We start from the raw sequence: 15,912 nt of genomic DNA, 5'->3' as shown, positions 1-15,912 counted from the left end.
TGTTAACTGCGAGGTCATCCAATAAGCTTACGTGTGAATTGTGACGCCTGTTGTAAGAATGGAGCTAAAATCTTGACAATATGTACAGAGACCATGTCAGGAGGGTGCAGATATGTATATTGATCCCCATATATTACGATCCCTCCACAGGAGTGATCTGAGGAGGAGGATACTAATGCACCTATACCAGATTTACCCTTCCGCAACGTACCTGTCAGAGATTGCAAGGAACGTAGGTTCCGACCCATCCAACGTTAGGGGGGCGCTGGTAGGACTGGGAAACCGATACAACGGTGACAGCTCTCTGGTATATCTGGGCCTCGTCGAAGAGGTTCACAACAATGGTTTCAAATACTATAAGCTCACAGAGTACGGAAAAAAAGTTATGGAGTATTTAAAAACTTACTACCCCTACTACAAGAAGTTCTGGTGAGGTGAGAAGATGACGTCCTCAATCGAAGTCCTGGACAAAAATCTGCAAATGATGGCCAACGTATCCTTTAGTCATCTCCTCCAGATTGGGATAAAGTACAATATCTTCAAAGCGCTCTCCAAAAAACCCAACGGGGGACTGGAGAGCATAGAAGTTCAGAACACCGAACTGCTGGAGAGGTTCATCGAAACCCTGAATAAGCTGGGTATCATTGAAAACACCTCCCTAGGAGTGATGCTCAAAAAACTTCCTCAGGAGTACATAGCGCCGGACGATTATTCCTTCTCAGACTGGATGATGTCACTGGAGAGGGTATACTTTATGATGGATTACGCGTTCATACGTCGGGATCACCCCTACGTTTCCATGGATTTTGATAAGGATGCCGATTTCTGGGATATCAGACTGAATTCAAAGTTCGCATCACTGTACAGGTCAATAATAGACAAGGTAGCCGGCATTTCAGATGGCAAAAGCGTTATCGACATTGGCTGCGGTTCAGTCTCTCCGGTCGAAATAGGAAAACAGGCCGGACCAAACGGTTATTACATGGGAATAGACTATTCCGCAGGTTTGCTTGAGATAGCCCGAGAAAGGGTAAAGGAAGGCGGATACGACTGGGTCAACCTGAAGGAGATAGACGCCCACCTGATAAGACCCTCGAGGAAGTACGATGTGGCCGTAATGAGTTTTGTGCTTGAGTACCTCAAAGACAGGGGGAGGGTTATCCACAGGGTGCTGGACTCTCTTGAAAGCGGAGGCAAGCTAATTATAGTTGAGCCCTTCAGGGATAACTTTGAGAAGATCTCAGCGCTTGAATTCTTCGAGGGTCTGGTCGGCGACTTTGTGGGGTATCCAAGCACTGAAGAGGTGAAGCGTGCCATCCTCGATAACGGCTTTAATGTTGATGTGAAAACCCTCGGCAAAAGCGTGATGGTAGTGACAAAACATTAAATATCTTCTCTTTTATAATTCTTTGTCTAAATCTCCTATATCATCGTGTCCCAAGGAGGTCAACAATACCAGAATTTTTCCAAATACTTTACGAAATTACAACAATACCAAGGCGCCCCCCATGTCCCTTCTCCACTTACATTGATACCTACATAACCAATTACATAACTAAAAACAAAAAAAGCGTATATAAAAGAATCGCCGTACAATATTTGAAAAACTCCTACGGAGGTGCTCGGCAGATGAGGTTTGGGCGGAAGAGGGGTGCTATTGGTATCGGCACCCTGATAGTGTTTATAGCCATGGTGTTAGTGGCGGCAGTGGCCGCAGCAGTACTCATAAACACCAGCGGCTTCCTGCAGCAGAAAGCCTCAAGCACAGGCAGACAGACCACCCAAGAAGTCGCAAGCGGAATACAGGTCTCAAGAGTCGTCGGACACGTGAATGGAACAAATGACGGCATAGACCTCCTGGCGATTTACGTGTCCCCGAACGCTGGAAGCTCAGGAATCGACCTGAGCAACACGAAGATAATACTGTCAAACGGCGAAGATCAGGCCATCCTCCAGTACGCTGGTAAAATAACACCGAACCTGCCAAGCGACATATTCGACACCTCTCTCGACGCATGGAGCTTCACCAGCGGCACAGAGTTCGGTATAATAGTCGTTCAGGACTACGACAATTCCATCAGTGGTACTACTCCAACAATCAACGCCGGAGATACGGCAATACTGACGGTTAAGGTTCAGACATTGTTCGGCAACGGCATTCCGGTCAGGACGAAGATCAGCGGACAGGTCGTCCCAGAATTCGGCGCTCCGGGCGTCATAGAGTTCACAACCCCAAGCACCTACACCTCCACCGTAATTGAACTCCAGTGAAGTTTTAGGAGGTGAATGAAAATGAGGTTTGGGCGGAAGAGGGGTGCTATTGGTATCGGCACCCTGATAGTGTTTATAGCCATGGTGTTAGTGGCGGCAGTGGCCGCAGCAGTACTCATAAACACCAGCGGCTTCCTGCAGCAGAAAGCCTCAAGCACAGGCAGACAGACCACCCAAGAAGTCGCAAGCGGAATCAAAGTCAACAGTGTCACCGGTTATGTTCCGGATGGCGCTAACAAAGTAACAAAGCTTGCGATTTACGTGTCCCCGAACGCTGGAAGCTCAGGAATCGACCTGCTCAACACCAAGATGACCCTATCAAATGGGGACGTTGAGGCTCTCCTTAAATACGGGACCTCCAACATCACAGTGAACATTGAAACTACTACAGATACATCCAATTATGTATACGCTAACGCGTCCCAGTTTGCAAGTGCACTTGGATTAACGGAATACATCCTTGAAAAGGGGCAACTATCCTCTCCTCTCGATTCATACTACGTCAACATGAGCAAGCTAAATGCAACTGGAATTCTGCAGTTCGGCCAGGATACTACAAGTGGGAACATCACTTGGATATACTTCAACAACCCGCAGTTTACGAAAGGTGCAATAAGTGGTATCTTCAGTGGAGGCCTTGACTACGACACCACCGACACTTCCCTTCAGATAGTAGACAGCACCTTTGCCCAGGCAGCGGCAATTTCATGGCCGGAGTTCGTCTGGAATGCCCTCGGCAGTACCAGATTCGGTATAATCGCCATTCAGGATTACGACAACTCACTAAATAGGGACACTCCAACCCTCAACCAGGGGGACGTTGCCATCTTATGCGTCAACACCGAAGCACTATTCAACGGTGGTATCCCTGTTAGGACGAAGATCAGCGGAGAGGTCGTCCCAGAATTCGGCGCTCCGGGCGTCATAGAGTTCACAACCCCAAGCACCTACACCTCCGAAGTAGTTGAACTCCAGTGAATTCTTTGATTTATTTTTAACCATTTAAATTTAACATTTTAAGGGGGTGACCCAATGAAGAGAAGGGGAGCAATAGGCATCGGCACGCTGATAGTGTTCATAGCCATGGTGTTAGTGGCGGCAGTGGCCGCAGGAGTGCTCATAAGCACGGCAGGGACGCTGCAGCAGAGGGCCATGAGCACCGGAAGGCAGACCACACAGGAGGTCTCAAGCGGTATAAAGGTGCTTAACGTGTACGGATATGTGAACAGCTCTATACCCAGTGAAGGGAACATAACACGTCTGGTAATCTACCTATCGCCCAACGCGGGTGGTCAGGGTATCGACCTGTCCAATGTAAAGATCATGCTCTCAGACGGTACTCACATGGTAATCTACACGTACCCCAACTCAACGTACCTGAGTCAGGGGACGTTCCTCTACGGAGGACCAATACCCAACGTCTTCCCGGAGGGGGTGGAGACCAGGATAGCATCGCTGAGCGGGTACAATACCACGAACAGCGTTGAAGCCCTCTGGGAGAACCTGGCGTACATGTACACCAGCACCGGAACTCCAGCTTTCGGAATACTCGCCGTGCAGGATGCGGACAACAGCCTGACCCAGGACAACCCGGTGCTTAGCTGGGGGGACATAGCGGTAGTGGCACTCTGGACGTTCCCGTTCGACAATGACGGTGATTACTCGAACGGGTTTGGGATTCCGCCAGGCACCAAAGTAGTGGGGAGCGTGATCCTTGAGACGGGTAGCAACGGCGTCATAGAGTTCACAACGCCACAGACGTACACCGCGAAGATCATGGAGCTCCAGTGAAGAAAGCGATGAAGGGTGATAGGGATGGCCCTTGGGTTCCTATCTTCATTATTCAAAAAGAAGAAGGACACCAGTGAGAGCGAGACGGAGGAGCTGGTAGCAGAACTGGAAGAGAAACTGGAAGGAAGCAAAGAAGAGGAGGAAATGATAGAGCAAATTGCAGAGAGGATAAACGAAATCGAGAACGAGATTCCAAGGATAAAGATAAGCATTGACACGATGAAAAAACAGTTCCAGGAAACCCGGGAGGATATCGAAAGGCTGGAAAAGACCATCAAAGACGTTATGATGTTATACGAAGTGATCTCACAGGAGATAAACCCGTTTAAAGAACAGATGGCCTCAGAGAATCCCCTATCTCAGGAGTTACAGGAACTGAGACAGCAACTCGAAGAGATTAGATCAGAACTTGCCCAGATCAAAAGCGATTTGAAAGTAGTTGCCGGCTACGGGGTGATAGACATAGACTCGATAATATACGAGGCACTGTCGGAGGTGTAACGCATGGAGGTTACAAGTTACGTGACCGAAGCGGACATCAATGCAAAGCTCGCCGAGCTGAGGGGCAAAGTTCCGAGTGTCATCATAAACGACCTCAGGGAGAAGCTACTTGCAAAGAAGGATGAACTAACACCTGAACATCTGGACAGGATCGTTAAAAAGACTCTCGAAGTGTATGGGAACCAGTTCAGCAAATACGAACAGATCAACAAGAAAGTCGACGAGATGGGAAAGAGACTAAACGATCTCAGTGCCCAGTTATCACAACTGCTTGAAAGTCTGGAGGAAGCCAAGTACACCGTATATGAGAAGAGGGCTGAAAACCTGGGAGAAAAAGTCGAGGAAGTTAAGGAAAAGGTAAAGGGTCTTGGCGAAAAGCTCGAGAAAGTCGAGGAGATTAAGGAAGAAGTAAGGGGTCTTCATGAAAAGCTCGAGGCGAGCAAGAAGCCCGAAGAGTCCAAAGTGCCCGAAACCAGGTTCCGGGAAGAGGAGCGTATCACCCCAGAGGTGGTTGAAGAAAAGCCTGTGGTGGAGGAGATCCCTTCGAAGGAAGAAGTTCACAAGGAAGAAGAAGTTCATGTGGAAGCGGAAGAGACCGAAGAACAACCTGAAGTGGAGGTTCCCGAAGAGAAAGCCCCTACGGGGGAGGTTGTTGAAGAAGAGACTCCTCAAGAAGAGGTTCCCGAAGTGGAAGTTCACGAAGAAGAGTTTAAGGCCGCCTCCGAAGAGGAGGTTACCAGGAAATCGGAAGGGGGTGAAGTTGAGATGGCCGAAGGGAAGATTGAAGTCCCTGAGGAGTTTGCAAAACTGCTGTTTGAGGAAGAACCCAAAAATTACCGTCTCAAAGCTATTCCCGAGGACATGGTATCAACGATGATAGCACTCAAGTGGCTGGGCTTCCTTATCGACAGGGTGGGTATACAGAACCTTGAGAACGTACTTGAGTTCTACTACGAGATAGGATGGATAAGCGAAAACGTGCTGAATACCCTGTTGAGGTACGCCAAAGGCACCAGACCTCACCACAGAGATCCTGAATGGAAACCCGCAGAGAAACTTACCGTGCAGGACCACCTGATCTCGTTGCTGTTTATTGAACGCCTCAGGGGGCTGAGGATAAACAGGGACGTGCTTGACAAACTGGAAAGGGAAATCAAAACTCTGGAGAAGACACTCGATGAGTTCTACGGCGTCTAAAACCAAAGGTGGCCACCATGGGATTCAGCGTATCAGCGAGTGCAGCGATCCTCTTTACTTCCATTTTATTGTCACTTTCGGTCCTTTACCCCGCATGGTACAACGCATACTCCCAGGTTAAAGACGCGGAGAAGTACTCCCACGACCTGGAGATCTCCAGGATAAGCAGTAAACTCGATCTTGAAAATTATACGTCCGTGGTGAATCCCGACTCCACATACAACATCACGTTTGTAATCAGAAACGACGGACTAACGCTCACCCCTTCGTACTGGACGATAGTTTATGATGGCGCTCCCAGACCGGCACTTACTCCCTCTCAGAGGTATCTACTTCCGGGTGAGAACATAACGATCAACGTGACGGGAATCCCCCTGAATGGTGAACCTCATGTCATCTGGATATTCACAGAAAATGGCTGTGGGTTGAGGGTTGAATGGTATGACAATGGAACCAACGCGATTGTGGATGCAACGGGGTGGGCATGTCCCAGAGAGGTGAGCTGAATGGCAGCGGGTGGACCGGCTTCGGAACTCATAATGTTCATCGTGGCCATAATCATCGCGGGGACTGTCGCGGGAGGCCTGGCTTACGTGACCAACGACCTTGCCAGGGATATGCGGGTACAGGGCGAGGAACTGTCCAGCAGGTTAAAATCCGACTTTGTGATCATAAACGACCCGGAAAACATCCCGGTCTCCGGTTCGGGCCCATATGATTACACGTTTTACATAAAAAACACGGGTAAGGAAGCCTTCGCTTTCAGTGGTGAAGCGGTTCAGGTCTTCATAGATGGAAACATCGTGCCTCCCTCAAATTTAGCATTCACGGACATAGACGGCAATCCAATCTCAAGTCTTGCACCGTACGAAGTGGGGGCAATAACGGTCACCACCAAGCTAACGTCCGGATACCACAAGCTGGTGGTGGTACTGGAAAACGGAATACAGAGGAGTCTCGTGTTTAGGATATCCTGATAAAAGCTTTCAGCGGGTGAGCGTTTTGGCGGAGGAGTTACTCAAAATTCAGCTTAAGGGGGATGAACTTCACAGACGCCTTGGGGGAGGGATACCCGCCGGGACCATCATGCTCCTGGAGGGGGATAGGGGTACGGGTAAATCCATTTTCGTGCAGAGACTTTTGTACGGTTTCCTGATGAACGGATACCGTGCTTCCTACGTTTCCAGTCAGTATACTACTGTCGAATACTTAAATCAGATGTCTTCTCTGGGGTATGACGTAATCCCTTTTCTAATAAGAAAAAAGCTGGTATTCGTGTCGCTCTATCCCCTGTTGACGGGCATAAGCGAGAAGAAAAGGTTTCTCGGGAGACTTCTGGGAGAACCCAGGCTGTGGGATCATGATGTAATCATCATAGACTCCTTTTCATCCATACTCACGAGGGAACAGGACCCGGAGGCCATCCGAAATTTCCTTATGTACATCAAAAAACTCGCCAGTCTGGATAAGGTGATAATCCTCACGGTCAACAAAGAGGAGATGGATAGGGATGCCCTGCTCATGCTCGAGGAAGCTTCCACGATGCTCATAAGATTACAGGTAAAGGTCTTTGGGGGAGATTTAAAGAATTCGGCAACCATAGTAAAGTACAACAATACAAAAGGAGTCTTTCAGAAGATTATTCCGTTTAGAGTTGAGCCTAAGGCCGGGCTAATAGTAGAAATAGCCGCGGTGGTGTGAAATGGCCCAGAACATTAGTGATACCCTGGATGATGCTATGAGGAGAAACCCCCACCTTAGAGGATACGTTGAACAATTCAGAAGAAAGTACGGGAAGTTGCCGGAATTCCATGCCCAGCTCACGAGGGACATGAAGGAGATACCCTATCCCAACATCCTGTATCCGGTGGGGGATCCAATATTCATCCACATCTACGGTGATCCCCAGACGGAAAAGAGGTACATAGTCATCGAACCCCGGATCGAAACCAGAGAGGAGGAGGAAAAATACACCGCGATAAAAAACAGGATCCTTGAGCTCGCTCCTTCAAAGGACATACCCGAAGATCAAGAAGAGTTCGAGAAGTTCCTGGATGAGATATTCGACGAAGCTGTTTTTTCCCTGTTAAAATCCAGAAGCCCACTTAAAAAAGGAGTGAACTTTACCTTAACCCGCGAGGATACCGAGAAGTTCAGATACCTGATAAAAAGGGACATAATAGGCATAGGCCCCCTTGAAGCCCTCGCCAGAGACCCCTACATTGAGGATATCCACATAATCGGACCGAATTACGTTTCACTCGTCCATAAGATCTTTGAAGCCCTGCCCACCAACATAACCTTCGGTGACGTCATAAAGCTCATGGACTACTTTAAAGGTCTCAGTGACCGTATAGGAAGGCCAGTGAGTGACAGGTACCCAATAGTCGATGGAGCGTTGCCGGACGGTTCGAGAATCAACATAATATATAGCCCGGACATAAGCCTCACGGGACCCAGTGCGACGATAAGGAAATTCAGTGCCACACCGTTAAGCATAACCCAGCTGATAGCATGGAAGACCATGAGTGCCGAACTGGCCGCCTACCTGTGGCTTGCCCTGGAATACGGTATGAGCATATTCGTATGTGGAGAAACCGCGAGCGGCAAAACAACCACACTGAACGCAATCATTCCCTTCATAAAACCCACTGCTAAGATCTACACGGCCGAGGATACCCCGGAGGTCCACGTGCCACATCCAACATGGCAGCGTCTGGTAACAAGGGAAAGGGGTCCCGAGGAGAGCAGGGTTACACTTTTCGACCTGCTTAAGGCTGCCCTGAGATCAAGACCTAATTATATCATCGTTGGTGAGATCAGGGGTGCCGAGGGTGCGATCGCGTTTCAGGCAATGCAGACGGGCCACCCGGTACTGAGCACATTCCACGCAGGCGATGTAAAGAAAATGATTCAAAGGTTCACAGGAAGCCCGATTAACGTTCCCATTACCTTTATCGATAACCTCAACATAGCACTTTTCCAGCAGGCGGTGTACGTAAGGGGGAAGTTCCTGAGAAGGGTGCTCACGGTTGTCGAGATAGAAGGATACTACGAGGAACTCGGTGGGGTGGCCACGAGGAACGTGTTTGAATGGGATCCTGTGACGGATGTTCACCACTTTAGAGGATTCAACAACTCGTACATACTCGAGAAAAAGATAGCCGAAATAGCGGGATACGAAGATCCAAAGGCAATCTACGATGAACTGTTCTTAAGGGCCAGAATTCTGCAGAGGATGGTCGAACTCGGAATTACCAACTACTGGGACGTATACAGGGAAATTAAAGCGTTCTACGAGAAGGGACTACAGGGTCTGAGCTTCAGGATATGAGGTGGGGAGCCTATGGGAACCAGTATCTTTGTAAAGGCGGATCTCTCAATGAAGAAGTACCTCAGAAGGATACTCCTCCCCTCCATTATTTTAACCGTTGTATTGGTTATAGCCACAAGTGTTCTGGTAAGGTTTGTATCCCTTCCCACGGGGTTTAAAGTTCTCCTCTATCTCATTCCACTTGTAGTCATGATATACGCCGCCTTTTACCCCTATTTCGTAGCGGATAGTAAAAAGATTTCAATAAACTCCAAGATTCCCTTCTTCATAACGTACTTCGCGACCCTGTCGACCAGTGAGGTTTCGAGGGACGAGTTAATAAAAATATTGTCCGAGAACGACAAACTCGGAGCGATAGCCAGCGAGCTGAAGAAAGTGTACACAATAGTTGGAAAACTCCACAGGAGTCTACCTGAGGCTTTTAGGTTTCTCGCCAGAAGAACTCCGAGCAAGGTGTTTGCAGATTTTTTAGACAGGCTGGCCTACTCCCTGGACAGCGGTGTGGAACTCAAAGATTACCTATTCCAAGAGCAGACGACCGTCATGGACGATTTTCAGACGTTTTACGAAGGGGCACTGTACGATCTTGATGTTTTTAAGGAGATTTATGAATCAATAATAATTTCCGTGGTTTTCATAGCATCGTTCATCATTATAGGCCCCATAATCACGGGACAGAGCATAGCAAGGCTCTCAATATATCTGGTGGCAATAATACTGGCCTCGGAACTGGGAATCCTCTTTTTCATAAGGTACAGGATGCCCGAAGACCCCGTCTGGGCGGAAAAACAGATACCCACAGAAAGAACGAGAAAACTCAGGAGGGCCTTAAGAATCTCCATCCTCGGTACGGTCGTTATGGGCTTAATTTACGTGCTGTTGCTGAGAAACCGGTTTAACATCCCCTATCAATTTGTCATAGCCCTTGTTTCAACGCCGCTGGCATACGCCGGATGGCTCACGAAAAGGGAAGAAGAGAGTATTTACGTTATGGATGAAAACTTCCCGGCGTTCATACGCAGTCTAAGCTCCACACTGGCGGCGAGCGGGTCATCCATGGTCTCAGTTCTGAAATATCTAAGCGCCCATGACTTCGGCAGCCTGACCGAAAGAATCAGGGCGTTATACAAAAGACTCGCCGTCAGGATCAACGACGAAGCGGCATGGGATTACTTTATCGCCGAGACGGGGAGCTGGCTCATAGGTATGTTTTCGGAGATGTTCAGGGAAAGTATCAAGCTGGGCGCTGAGCCGGACTACGTAGGCAAGGTGATCTCAAGAAACTTTGAAAGAATGGTTAGAATGAGAAGAAAAAGATCCCAGAGCGTGGCAAGTTTCATAGGTGTCATCTACGGGCTAACCGGAGCATTTGCATTCACCCTGGCATCGTCGTTCCAGGTTGCCGTATCGATAGGTGAGATCTTCGGAAAAATGGAGGTGCCCAGTGAATACATAGGAAGCTTAATACACGTTATCGAACCCGCGGGATTAGTGCTGTTAACCGCGATGATGCTGTTGCTCATGGTCATACACTCATTAATCTCATCCCTTGTAATAAAATTCTCCGACGGGGGAAACCTTCTGGCAACGTTGTATTACTTCGTGATCCTTATCTGGATATTCGCAGTGGGAATGTACTTTGGGCAGATGCTCATGGCGAAAATGCTGAAGTTCGGGGCGAGTGAGGTGTTCCTTCTGGTACTCAAAGGGGGGAGCGTACCATGAAAAAGCTCGTGGTTATCATGTTCATTCTGGCCCTCTTCCTGCCCCCGGCAAGTGCTTCGGTTATAACCGGCTGGCTGGAAGTTCCGTTCAGCATCACCCTCCCTGATTACACCCTCAGGTTACAGGACGTCTCTGCCGACGGTTCGGGATACCTCATACAAGTTGAATCTGCCAACAACTCCACCATGAGATACCTCAAAGTTGGAGATTCTCTGTCACTGATGGGATCGTCTTTTCTCGTGGACGGGATCGTGATGGGCGAGAGGATATACGCCCACCTTTCCCTGGATTATCCCTATTTGCTGGAAGGGGAGAGCATGAAGATAGGGAACTACTCGATCTCATTGCTCTCTTCAAGAAAGGATGGTCTGAGGATTGCGATCACGGAGGGGAATGAGACCAGGGAGTTCACCACGCCGAAGATAGAGTACGGACCCCTGAAAATAAACGCCACCCCCTTTCCGGAAGTCTACTCCGGATATCTGAAGGAGGGGGAGTCCATAGATTTCTATTCACGTTCCCTGTTGTTTGAGAAGGTAAGGGTCGAGAACAGCTCAGGAGAATACGTTAACGTGCTGGAGTTCAGGGAAAACGGAAGCACCTACGAGGTGCAGGTTGGAGAAACGGTGGAAACCAGTGCTTTCGTGGTCAGTGTGGAGAGGATTATAGTCAACGACTCCAACGTCTACGCCAAAGTGAACGCATACCTAAAGGGAGCCTTCGTTGATGTCAGTGTAAATCCCGGTTTCGAGAATATCATAAACGAGGGAGAAACTGTAAGATTTGGGCCTTATTTAATTGGTTTCACCTACATCGACCCATCACACGTTTATTTAAGAATAACGAACCTGTGCGGGGAGGAACTGACAGGTGCCCTAATAACCCCTCAGGATGTATTCAAAGCGTTGAACTACCGTGAACTCGAGGTAAGCGTCCTGAGTATGAGCCTCAACGCAACCCCCAGAAGAATAACCGTTATCACGTTCGTATCAAACAAATCCATCCTCAAGTACGATGATATTCCTCCAAAACTCGACGTCACGGTGAACTCTCCATCCAGAGCGGTTCAGTACGAAAGTTTCCCCATCGAGGTCACGGTAAAGAACAACGAGAACAAAGACGTTGAAAACGTGGAGGTTAACTATGTTCCCTCTTCAAACGTGAGGCTGTTAAACGGGTCCCGGGTCACCATCCCGAAGATAGGGGCAGGGTCCTCATACCGGCTAAAGTTCTACGTTGCAGTTGACGAGGAGTTCGGTAACCTGACCCTTGGAAACATAATCGTAAAAGCCCCTTCGCCAAAGGGACTAAACTGCAACAACGGTACCATAGAGATTGCATCGCTACCCGTTAGAGCGTACATTGAAAAAGCGGAACTGAAGTACAACATCAGCATAACAGCCCCGGAGGCTGTTGGACGCGATCCTTTCGATGTTAGGGTGGAGATCCGGAATTCCGGAAACGTAAAAGTCCCCGTTACCTTCAGGATGCCGGTGGAAAAGTTCGCAGTCGTTAAACTTGAGGAGGTGTCCTTCAACTATCCATACGTGGAAGGCTCCCTTTACTTGGCGCCCAACCAATCCAAGGAGATAAAGCTGTCACTGATCGCCCTAACCGAAAACAACCTGTCGATCGAAGGGCAGATCATCTTTGGGAACCGTACCATAGCCCGGCTTAGTGTCCCACTGAAGTTCATCTCAGAGGAAGCTCCTCAGGAAAACGTTACTCCCAATCAAAACGTCACGTGCACCCCCCGTGTTGTCTATGTGAACAGAACGGAGTACGTGGAGAAAAAGGTACCCATAGAAGTTGAGAAAATCGTAAACCAAACAATCACGGTTCCATACACCCCGTTAAAGTCAAAGATCGTTTTTTCAGGAATCGGAATGGTGATCGGCGCAGCTGTCATCATAATAATCGCATGGATACAGTCTCGAACCGGGTGATGTTCCCAACCGGGGTGAAGAAGATGTTTGAAAAAAAGAAAAATACACGAGTTTCGTGGAATTATTTAAAAAAGAAGCATCCGGACTTAGTTGAGGATCTGAAGGCACTGGAGCAGTGGGAAAAGATCAAGGGCTCGGTCGTGGAAGCGGAGGGGATAGGGGATTACTCCATCGTCTGCCTGACCGCCATAACGGAGGTTTATAAAGAACTTAAAAGTAGGGTTGAGTACTCCATAGACCAAGTGGAGAATTTGAATATGAGACTCGAGTCGGTCAGATCGGAATACGAACAGAAATACAACCGACTGGAAAAAGAGATAAAAGGGCTGGAAGACAGAATAGAGCAACTGGAGAGGGAAACGCTCGTACTGAGCAATCTGAACAAGGTGCTTCCCCGCATCAACGAGCTGGAAGAAAGACTGGAGTACTACCCGATAGAAGTGGCGAACAAGTTAAAGGACATCTACGAAGAAAAAATTGAGGAAGAGATCAACAGGATACTCCAGGAGAGACTCAAGGAACTGGAGGAAGGGTTAAGAAGAGAAGCGCTTGGAGTCAGCGTTGATCTGGCAAAAACATTGAAGGAAATCCAGAGCCATTATGAGGATATTTTAAGGGAGAACTATTCCCTAAAAGAAGAGGTCAAAGCCAAGAACCGCCTTATTGCCGAACTAAAACAGAAGATTGCAACGCTTCAAAAGCAGCTGGAAACTGTTGAGGACATAGAAAAGGAGCTCGGAAAATACCGTGAGGCAATAGATGAGTTAACCTCCATAAAGGCGTTCCTTACGGGACTCACGGGGACAAACGATACAGAGGAAGCGTTGAGGAAACTTAAGGAATACGTTCCAAGGACAAAAGTAAGACAATTGGTGGAGGAAACGAAGAAACTTCTCGTCCAGATAGAGGAACTGAAACAGAAAAACGAGCAACTCAGGGAGGAGAATTCAAAATTAAATAGAACGCTGGAAGAACTCATGAAGGGCAAAAAAGAGGAAGAGGAGGTTTAACCCTTCTCGGCGGCCATCAGTTTAGATATGTTCTCCCGGGTAACCCTCCTCACGAGTGAATCCGGATCGTTCAACTCCTCCAGCTTTTCAATCACCACCTTTCTAAGTTTCCTGTTGTTCATCGCCAGATCGCTCAGGGTTTCAATGGCAGCCGCCCTTACAACCTCGTTTTCATGATGGAGCAGATCAAGAAGCCGGGGAAGGTAAGGGGCCACATAGACGAAATTATGTCCCCCGAGCGCGGCTATGAAGTTGAGGGCCACCAGAATGTCGTCTCTACTGTTGGAATACAGCATTTTTTTAACGTCTCCTATTACAGAAGCCAGCAGGTTGGGATTGCTCCTCGCTATCTCTTCAATGACATAGGTCATGTTTATTTTAACTTTTGGATTGCCGATATTGTAGTTGGCAAACAGAATCGGTATCATCCGCCGTATTAAAGGGGGCTCGAGCACGGCAAGTTTTCCAAAGGTCTTCCCGATTTCGTACGTGAGAAGGGTCGCCTCACTCTTCCTGACCATGGAGACCAGTTTGGTTGCAAGGGGCTCCTGAATCTCATCCTTTTCTTCCAGAAGCTCCCTTATTACCACCAGAGCATTCTTTGAGACCACCCACAAATCATCATCCAGACATTCTATAAGCTTTTTAAAATACCCGTCCCTGCTCCTGGCAAGTATGACAAGCTTGTCTAAATCCTTCCCCTCCGCCAGCATCTCCCTGATGTCCACCTCTTCCTCCTCGGCCATCCACCCCACCGTGTTAAGTTCACGAAACATATATATAACTTTAACCCGACCCCCTCGGAGGGATAAAAATGAGGAGGTTAATGGCAGTACTAATACTCTCACTGCTCCTTTTACCATACGCCCGAGCTGACTCCCCGGTGATATGGAAAAAGGGCGTCTGTACTGGAACGGAATTTCAGAAAACCGTGGAGAGCGTCTATCTGGAAAACAACACCGCATACGCCGGCTGTGGTTACATCTCCTACGTAACCGCTCCAAAGCTGAACACCACGATAATATGGTACGGAGGAAACATCTCGGCATTTTCCTTAAACGGGACGGAACTATGGGAACGGCCTGTGGGATTCGTAAGGAAGCTCTCCTCCACGGGAAAAACCCTTGTGGTGGGGGTGGACATAAGCAGGGGACCGAGCAACTTTTTCGGCACTCTGGGAAAAGTATGGCTCGTTTCCAGAAACGGCTCTATCTTGGCAGGCAACATAACCTACGGAAGCTTCTTTGACTTTGATATTGAGGGAAAGGCACTGTACGTTGCCGACGGCTGGTGGATCGGCGAAGGGGCGAAAAACGAAACATGGGGGAGGGTGTACAGGTGGGACATTGATGGGGATAAAATCAGGCAGGAGTGGTTTGTAGAACTGAACGGCACCATAGGACGGGTGAGAGTGGGGGACGTGATATACGCAGGTGCGGGTGCCCCCTCGGGTTACACCATGAAGTACAACTTCGGTTACCTGTACGGTATCTCAAAAGACGGAAAACTGCTGTGGAAACTGGACACCCGGTGGTGGGTTAGGGACATGGAGACGTGGAGAGGAAACGTTGTTGTGGGAACGGGGTTCGACAACGTTGCTGGGGAGTTATACCTGATTGACAAAAATGGAAACATAAAATGGAAAAAGGACCTTTTCTACGTTGAGGATATAGAGATAGTCAATGACACCGGTTATATTGCCGGGATAGAAGGCACATCCGGAAAACTGGTTGCCGTTGACCTGAACACGGGAGATACGCTCTGGGAGGTTTCCCTACCTTACAGGGGGAAAGTGGTTAAGGCCTACAACGAATACCTGCTCGTGGGAACCGGCAAGTTTGAACAGAAAGAAGAGGGTAACAGAACCATGGTGTACAGTGAGGGCAAGGTGTACCTGATCTCGAGGGAAGACGGAAAGATCCTGAACGAACTGGACACGGGCTACGTGAGGAGTATATCCATAAATGGAGACATGGCACTGCTTGGAACCGGAAGCGGTGAGGTCTACCTGCTGGACCTCACAGAGTTCCTTCCCTCAAAGCAGTCCATCTGCGGCCCCGGGATTCTGGTACTGCTCGGCCTGATCGTTCTCATGCTGAGAAGGAATTGAAAAGGAAAGTCTATACCGCTATTTTTG

The 15,912-nt window shown here is 48.6% G+C and carries 16 protein-coding genes; 15 read left to right on the top strand and 1 reads right to left on the bottom strand.

The window, feature by feature from the left end; translation table 11 throughout:
- The first annotated feature begins 112 nt into the window (after positions 1 to 112).
- The 14 genes from A3L12_RS07650 to A3L12_RS07585 all read left to right on the top strand — a co-directional run bounded on the left by A3L12_RS07650 (position 113) and on the right by A3L12_RS07585 (position 13,775).
- Positions 113 to 433 carry a helix-turn-helix domain-containing protein gene (locus A3L12_RS07650; protein WP_088883066.1) on the top strand — a complete coding sequence of 107 codons (321 nt, stop codon included), beginning with the start codon at positions 113 to 115 and terminating at the stop codon, positions 431 to 433.
- Between the two features lie 9 nt (positions 434 to 442).
- The gene (locus A3L12_RS07645) at positions 443 to 1,387 is read left to right on the top strand and encodes a class I SAM-dependent methyltransferase (protein ID WP_088883065.1); all 945 of its coding nucleotides are present in this window, start codon (positions 443 to 445) and stop codon (positions 1,385 to 1,387) included.
- Between the two features lie 242 nt (positions 1,388 to 1,629).
- A complete protein-coding gene (locus tag A3L12_RS07640; protein ID WP_088883064.1) occupies positions 1,630 to 2,271 on the top strand; it encodes a flagellin in 642 nt (213 codons plus the stop codon).
- A 21-nt stretch (positions 2,272 to 2,292) separates the two neighbouring features.
- A complete protein-coding gene (locus tag A3L12_RS08510; protein ID WP_157726718.1) occupies positions 2,293 to 3,249 on the top strand; it encodes a flagellin in 957 nt (318 codons plus the stop codon).
- A 54-nt stretch (positions 3,250 to 3,303) separates the two neighbouring features.
- Positions 3,304 to 4,062 (top strand): flagellin, encoded by a 759-nt coding sequence (locus A3L12_RS07630; RefSeq protein ID WP_088883062.1) that lies wholly within the window; start codon positions 3,304 to 3,306, stop codon positions 4,060 to 4,062.
- Positions 4,063 to 4,086: 24 nt separating this feature from the next.
- The gene (locus tag A3L12_RS07625; protein ID WP_088883061.1) at positions 4,087 to 4,563 is read left to right on the top strand and encodes a flagella accessory protein C; all 477 of its coding nucleotides are present in this window, start codon (positions 4,087 to 4,089) and stop codon (positions 4,561 to 4,563) included.
- 3 nt (positions 4,564 to 4,566) lie between these two features.
- Entirely contained in the window at positions 4,567 to 5,760 is a 1,194-nt protein-coding gene (locus A3L12_RS07620) for a FlaD/FlaE family flagellar protein (RefSeq protein WP_088883060.1), read from the top strand.
- A 17-nt stretch (positions 5,761 to 5,777) separates the two neighbouring features.
- Positions 5,778 to 6,266: a flagella gene (locus tag A3L12_RS07615; protein ID WP_088883059.1), complete on the top strand. Its 489-nt coding sequence runs from the start codon at positions 5,778 to 5,780 to the stop codon at positions 6,264 to 6,266.
- Positions 6,267 to 6,737, top strand: coding sequence for a flagellar protein G (locus A3L12_RS07610; RefSeq protein WP_088883058.1), 471 nt, complete (start codon positions 6,267 to 6,269; stop codon positions 6,735 to 6,737).
- Between the two features lie 25 nt (positions 6,738 to 6,762).
- Positions 6,763 to 7,461 carry an ATPase domain-containing protein gene (locus tag A3L12_RS07605; protein ID WP_088883057.1) on the top strand — a complete coding sequence of 233 codons (699 nt, stop codon included), beginning with the start codon at positions 6,763 to 6,765 and terminating at the stop codon, positions 7,459 to 7,461.
- 1 nt (position 7,462) lies between these two features.
- A complete protein-coding gene (locus tag A3L12_RS07600) occupies positions 7,463 to 9,094 on the top strand; it encodes a type II/IV secretion system ATPase subunit (RefSeq protein WP_088883056.1) in 1,632 nt (543 codons plus the stop codon).
- Positions 9,095 to 9,106: 12 nt separating this feature from the next.
- Entirely contained in the window at positions 9,107 to 10,819 is a 1,713-nt protein-coding gene (flaJ, locus tag A3L12_RS07595) for an archaellar assembly protein FlaJ (RefSeq protein ID WP_088883055.1), read from the top strand.
- Complete coding sequence (locus A3L12_RS07590; protein WP_088883054.1) at positions 10,816 to 12,765, top strand: hypothetical protein; 1,950 nt, start codon at positions 10,816 to 10,818, stop codon at positions 12,763 to 12,765. Before flaJ ends, A3L12_RS07590 begins: the two co-directional genes overlap by 4 nt.
- A gap of 23 nt (positions 12,766 to 12,788) precedes the next feature.
- On the top strand, positions 12,789 to 13,775 hold the full coding sequence (locus A3L12_RS07585) for a hypothetical protein (RefSeq protein ID WP_088883053.1): 987 nt from the start codon (positions 12,789 to 12,791) through the stop codon (positions 13,773 to 13,775).
- Here A3L12_RS07585 and A3L12_RS07580 read toward each other — a convergent pair.
- On the bottom strand, positions 13,772 to 14,521 hold the full coding sequence (locus A3L12_RS07580) for a PH0542 domain-containing protein (protein WP_088883052.1): 750 nt from the start codon (positions 14,519 to 14,521) through the stop codon (positions 13,772 to 13,774). The genes A3L12_RS07585 and A3L12_RS07580 overlap by 4 nt on opposite strands.
- A 68-nt stretch (positions 14,522 to 14,589) precedes the next feature.
- On the opposite strand from A3L12_RS07580, the gene A3L12_RS07575 reads away from it, so the two are divergent.
- Entirely contained in the window at positions 14,590 to 15,885 is a 1,296-nt protein-coding gene (locus A3L12_RS07575) for a PQQ-binding-like beta-propeller repeat protein (protein ID WP_088883051.1), read from the top strand.
- The last annotated feature ends 27 nt before the right edge of the window (positions 15,886 to 15,912 follow it).

This window comes from Thermococcus sp. P6, from assembly GCF_002214525.1.
Taxonomy (GTDB): domain Archaea; phylum Methanobacteriota_B; class Thermococci; order Thermococcales; family Thermococcaceae; genus Thermococcus.
Note: the sequence above shows the minus strand (reverse complement) of the source record. Positions and strands in the feature narration are given on the sequence as shown.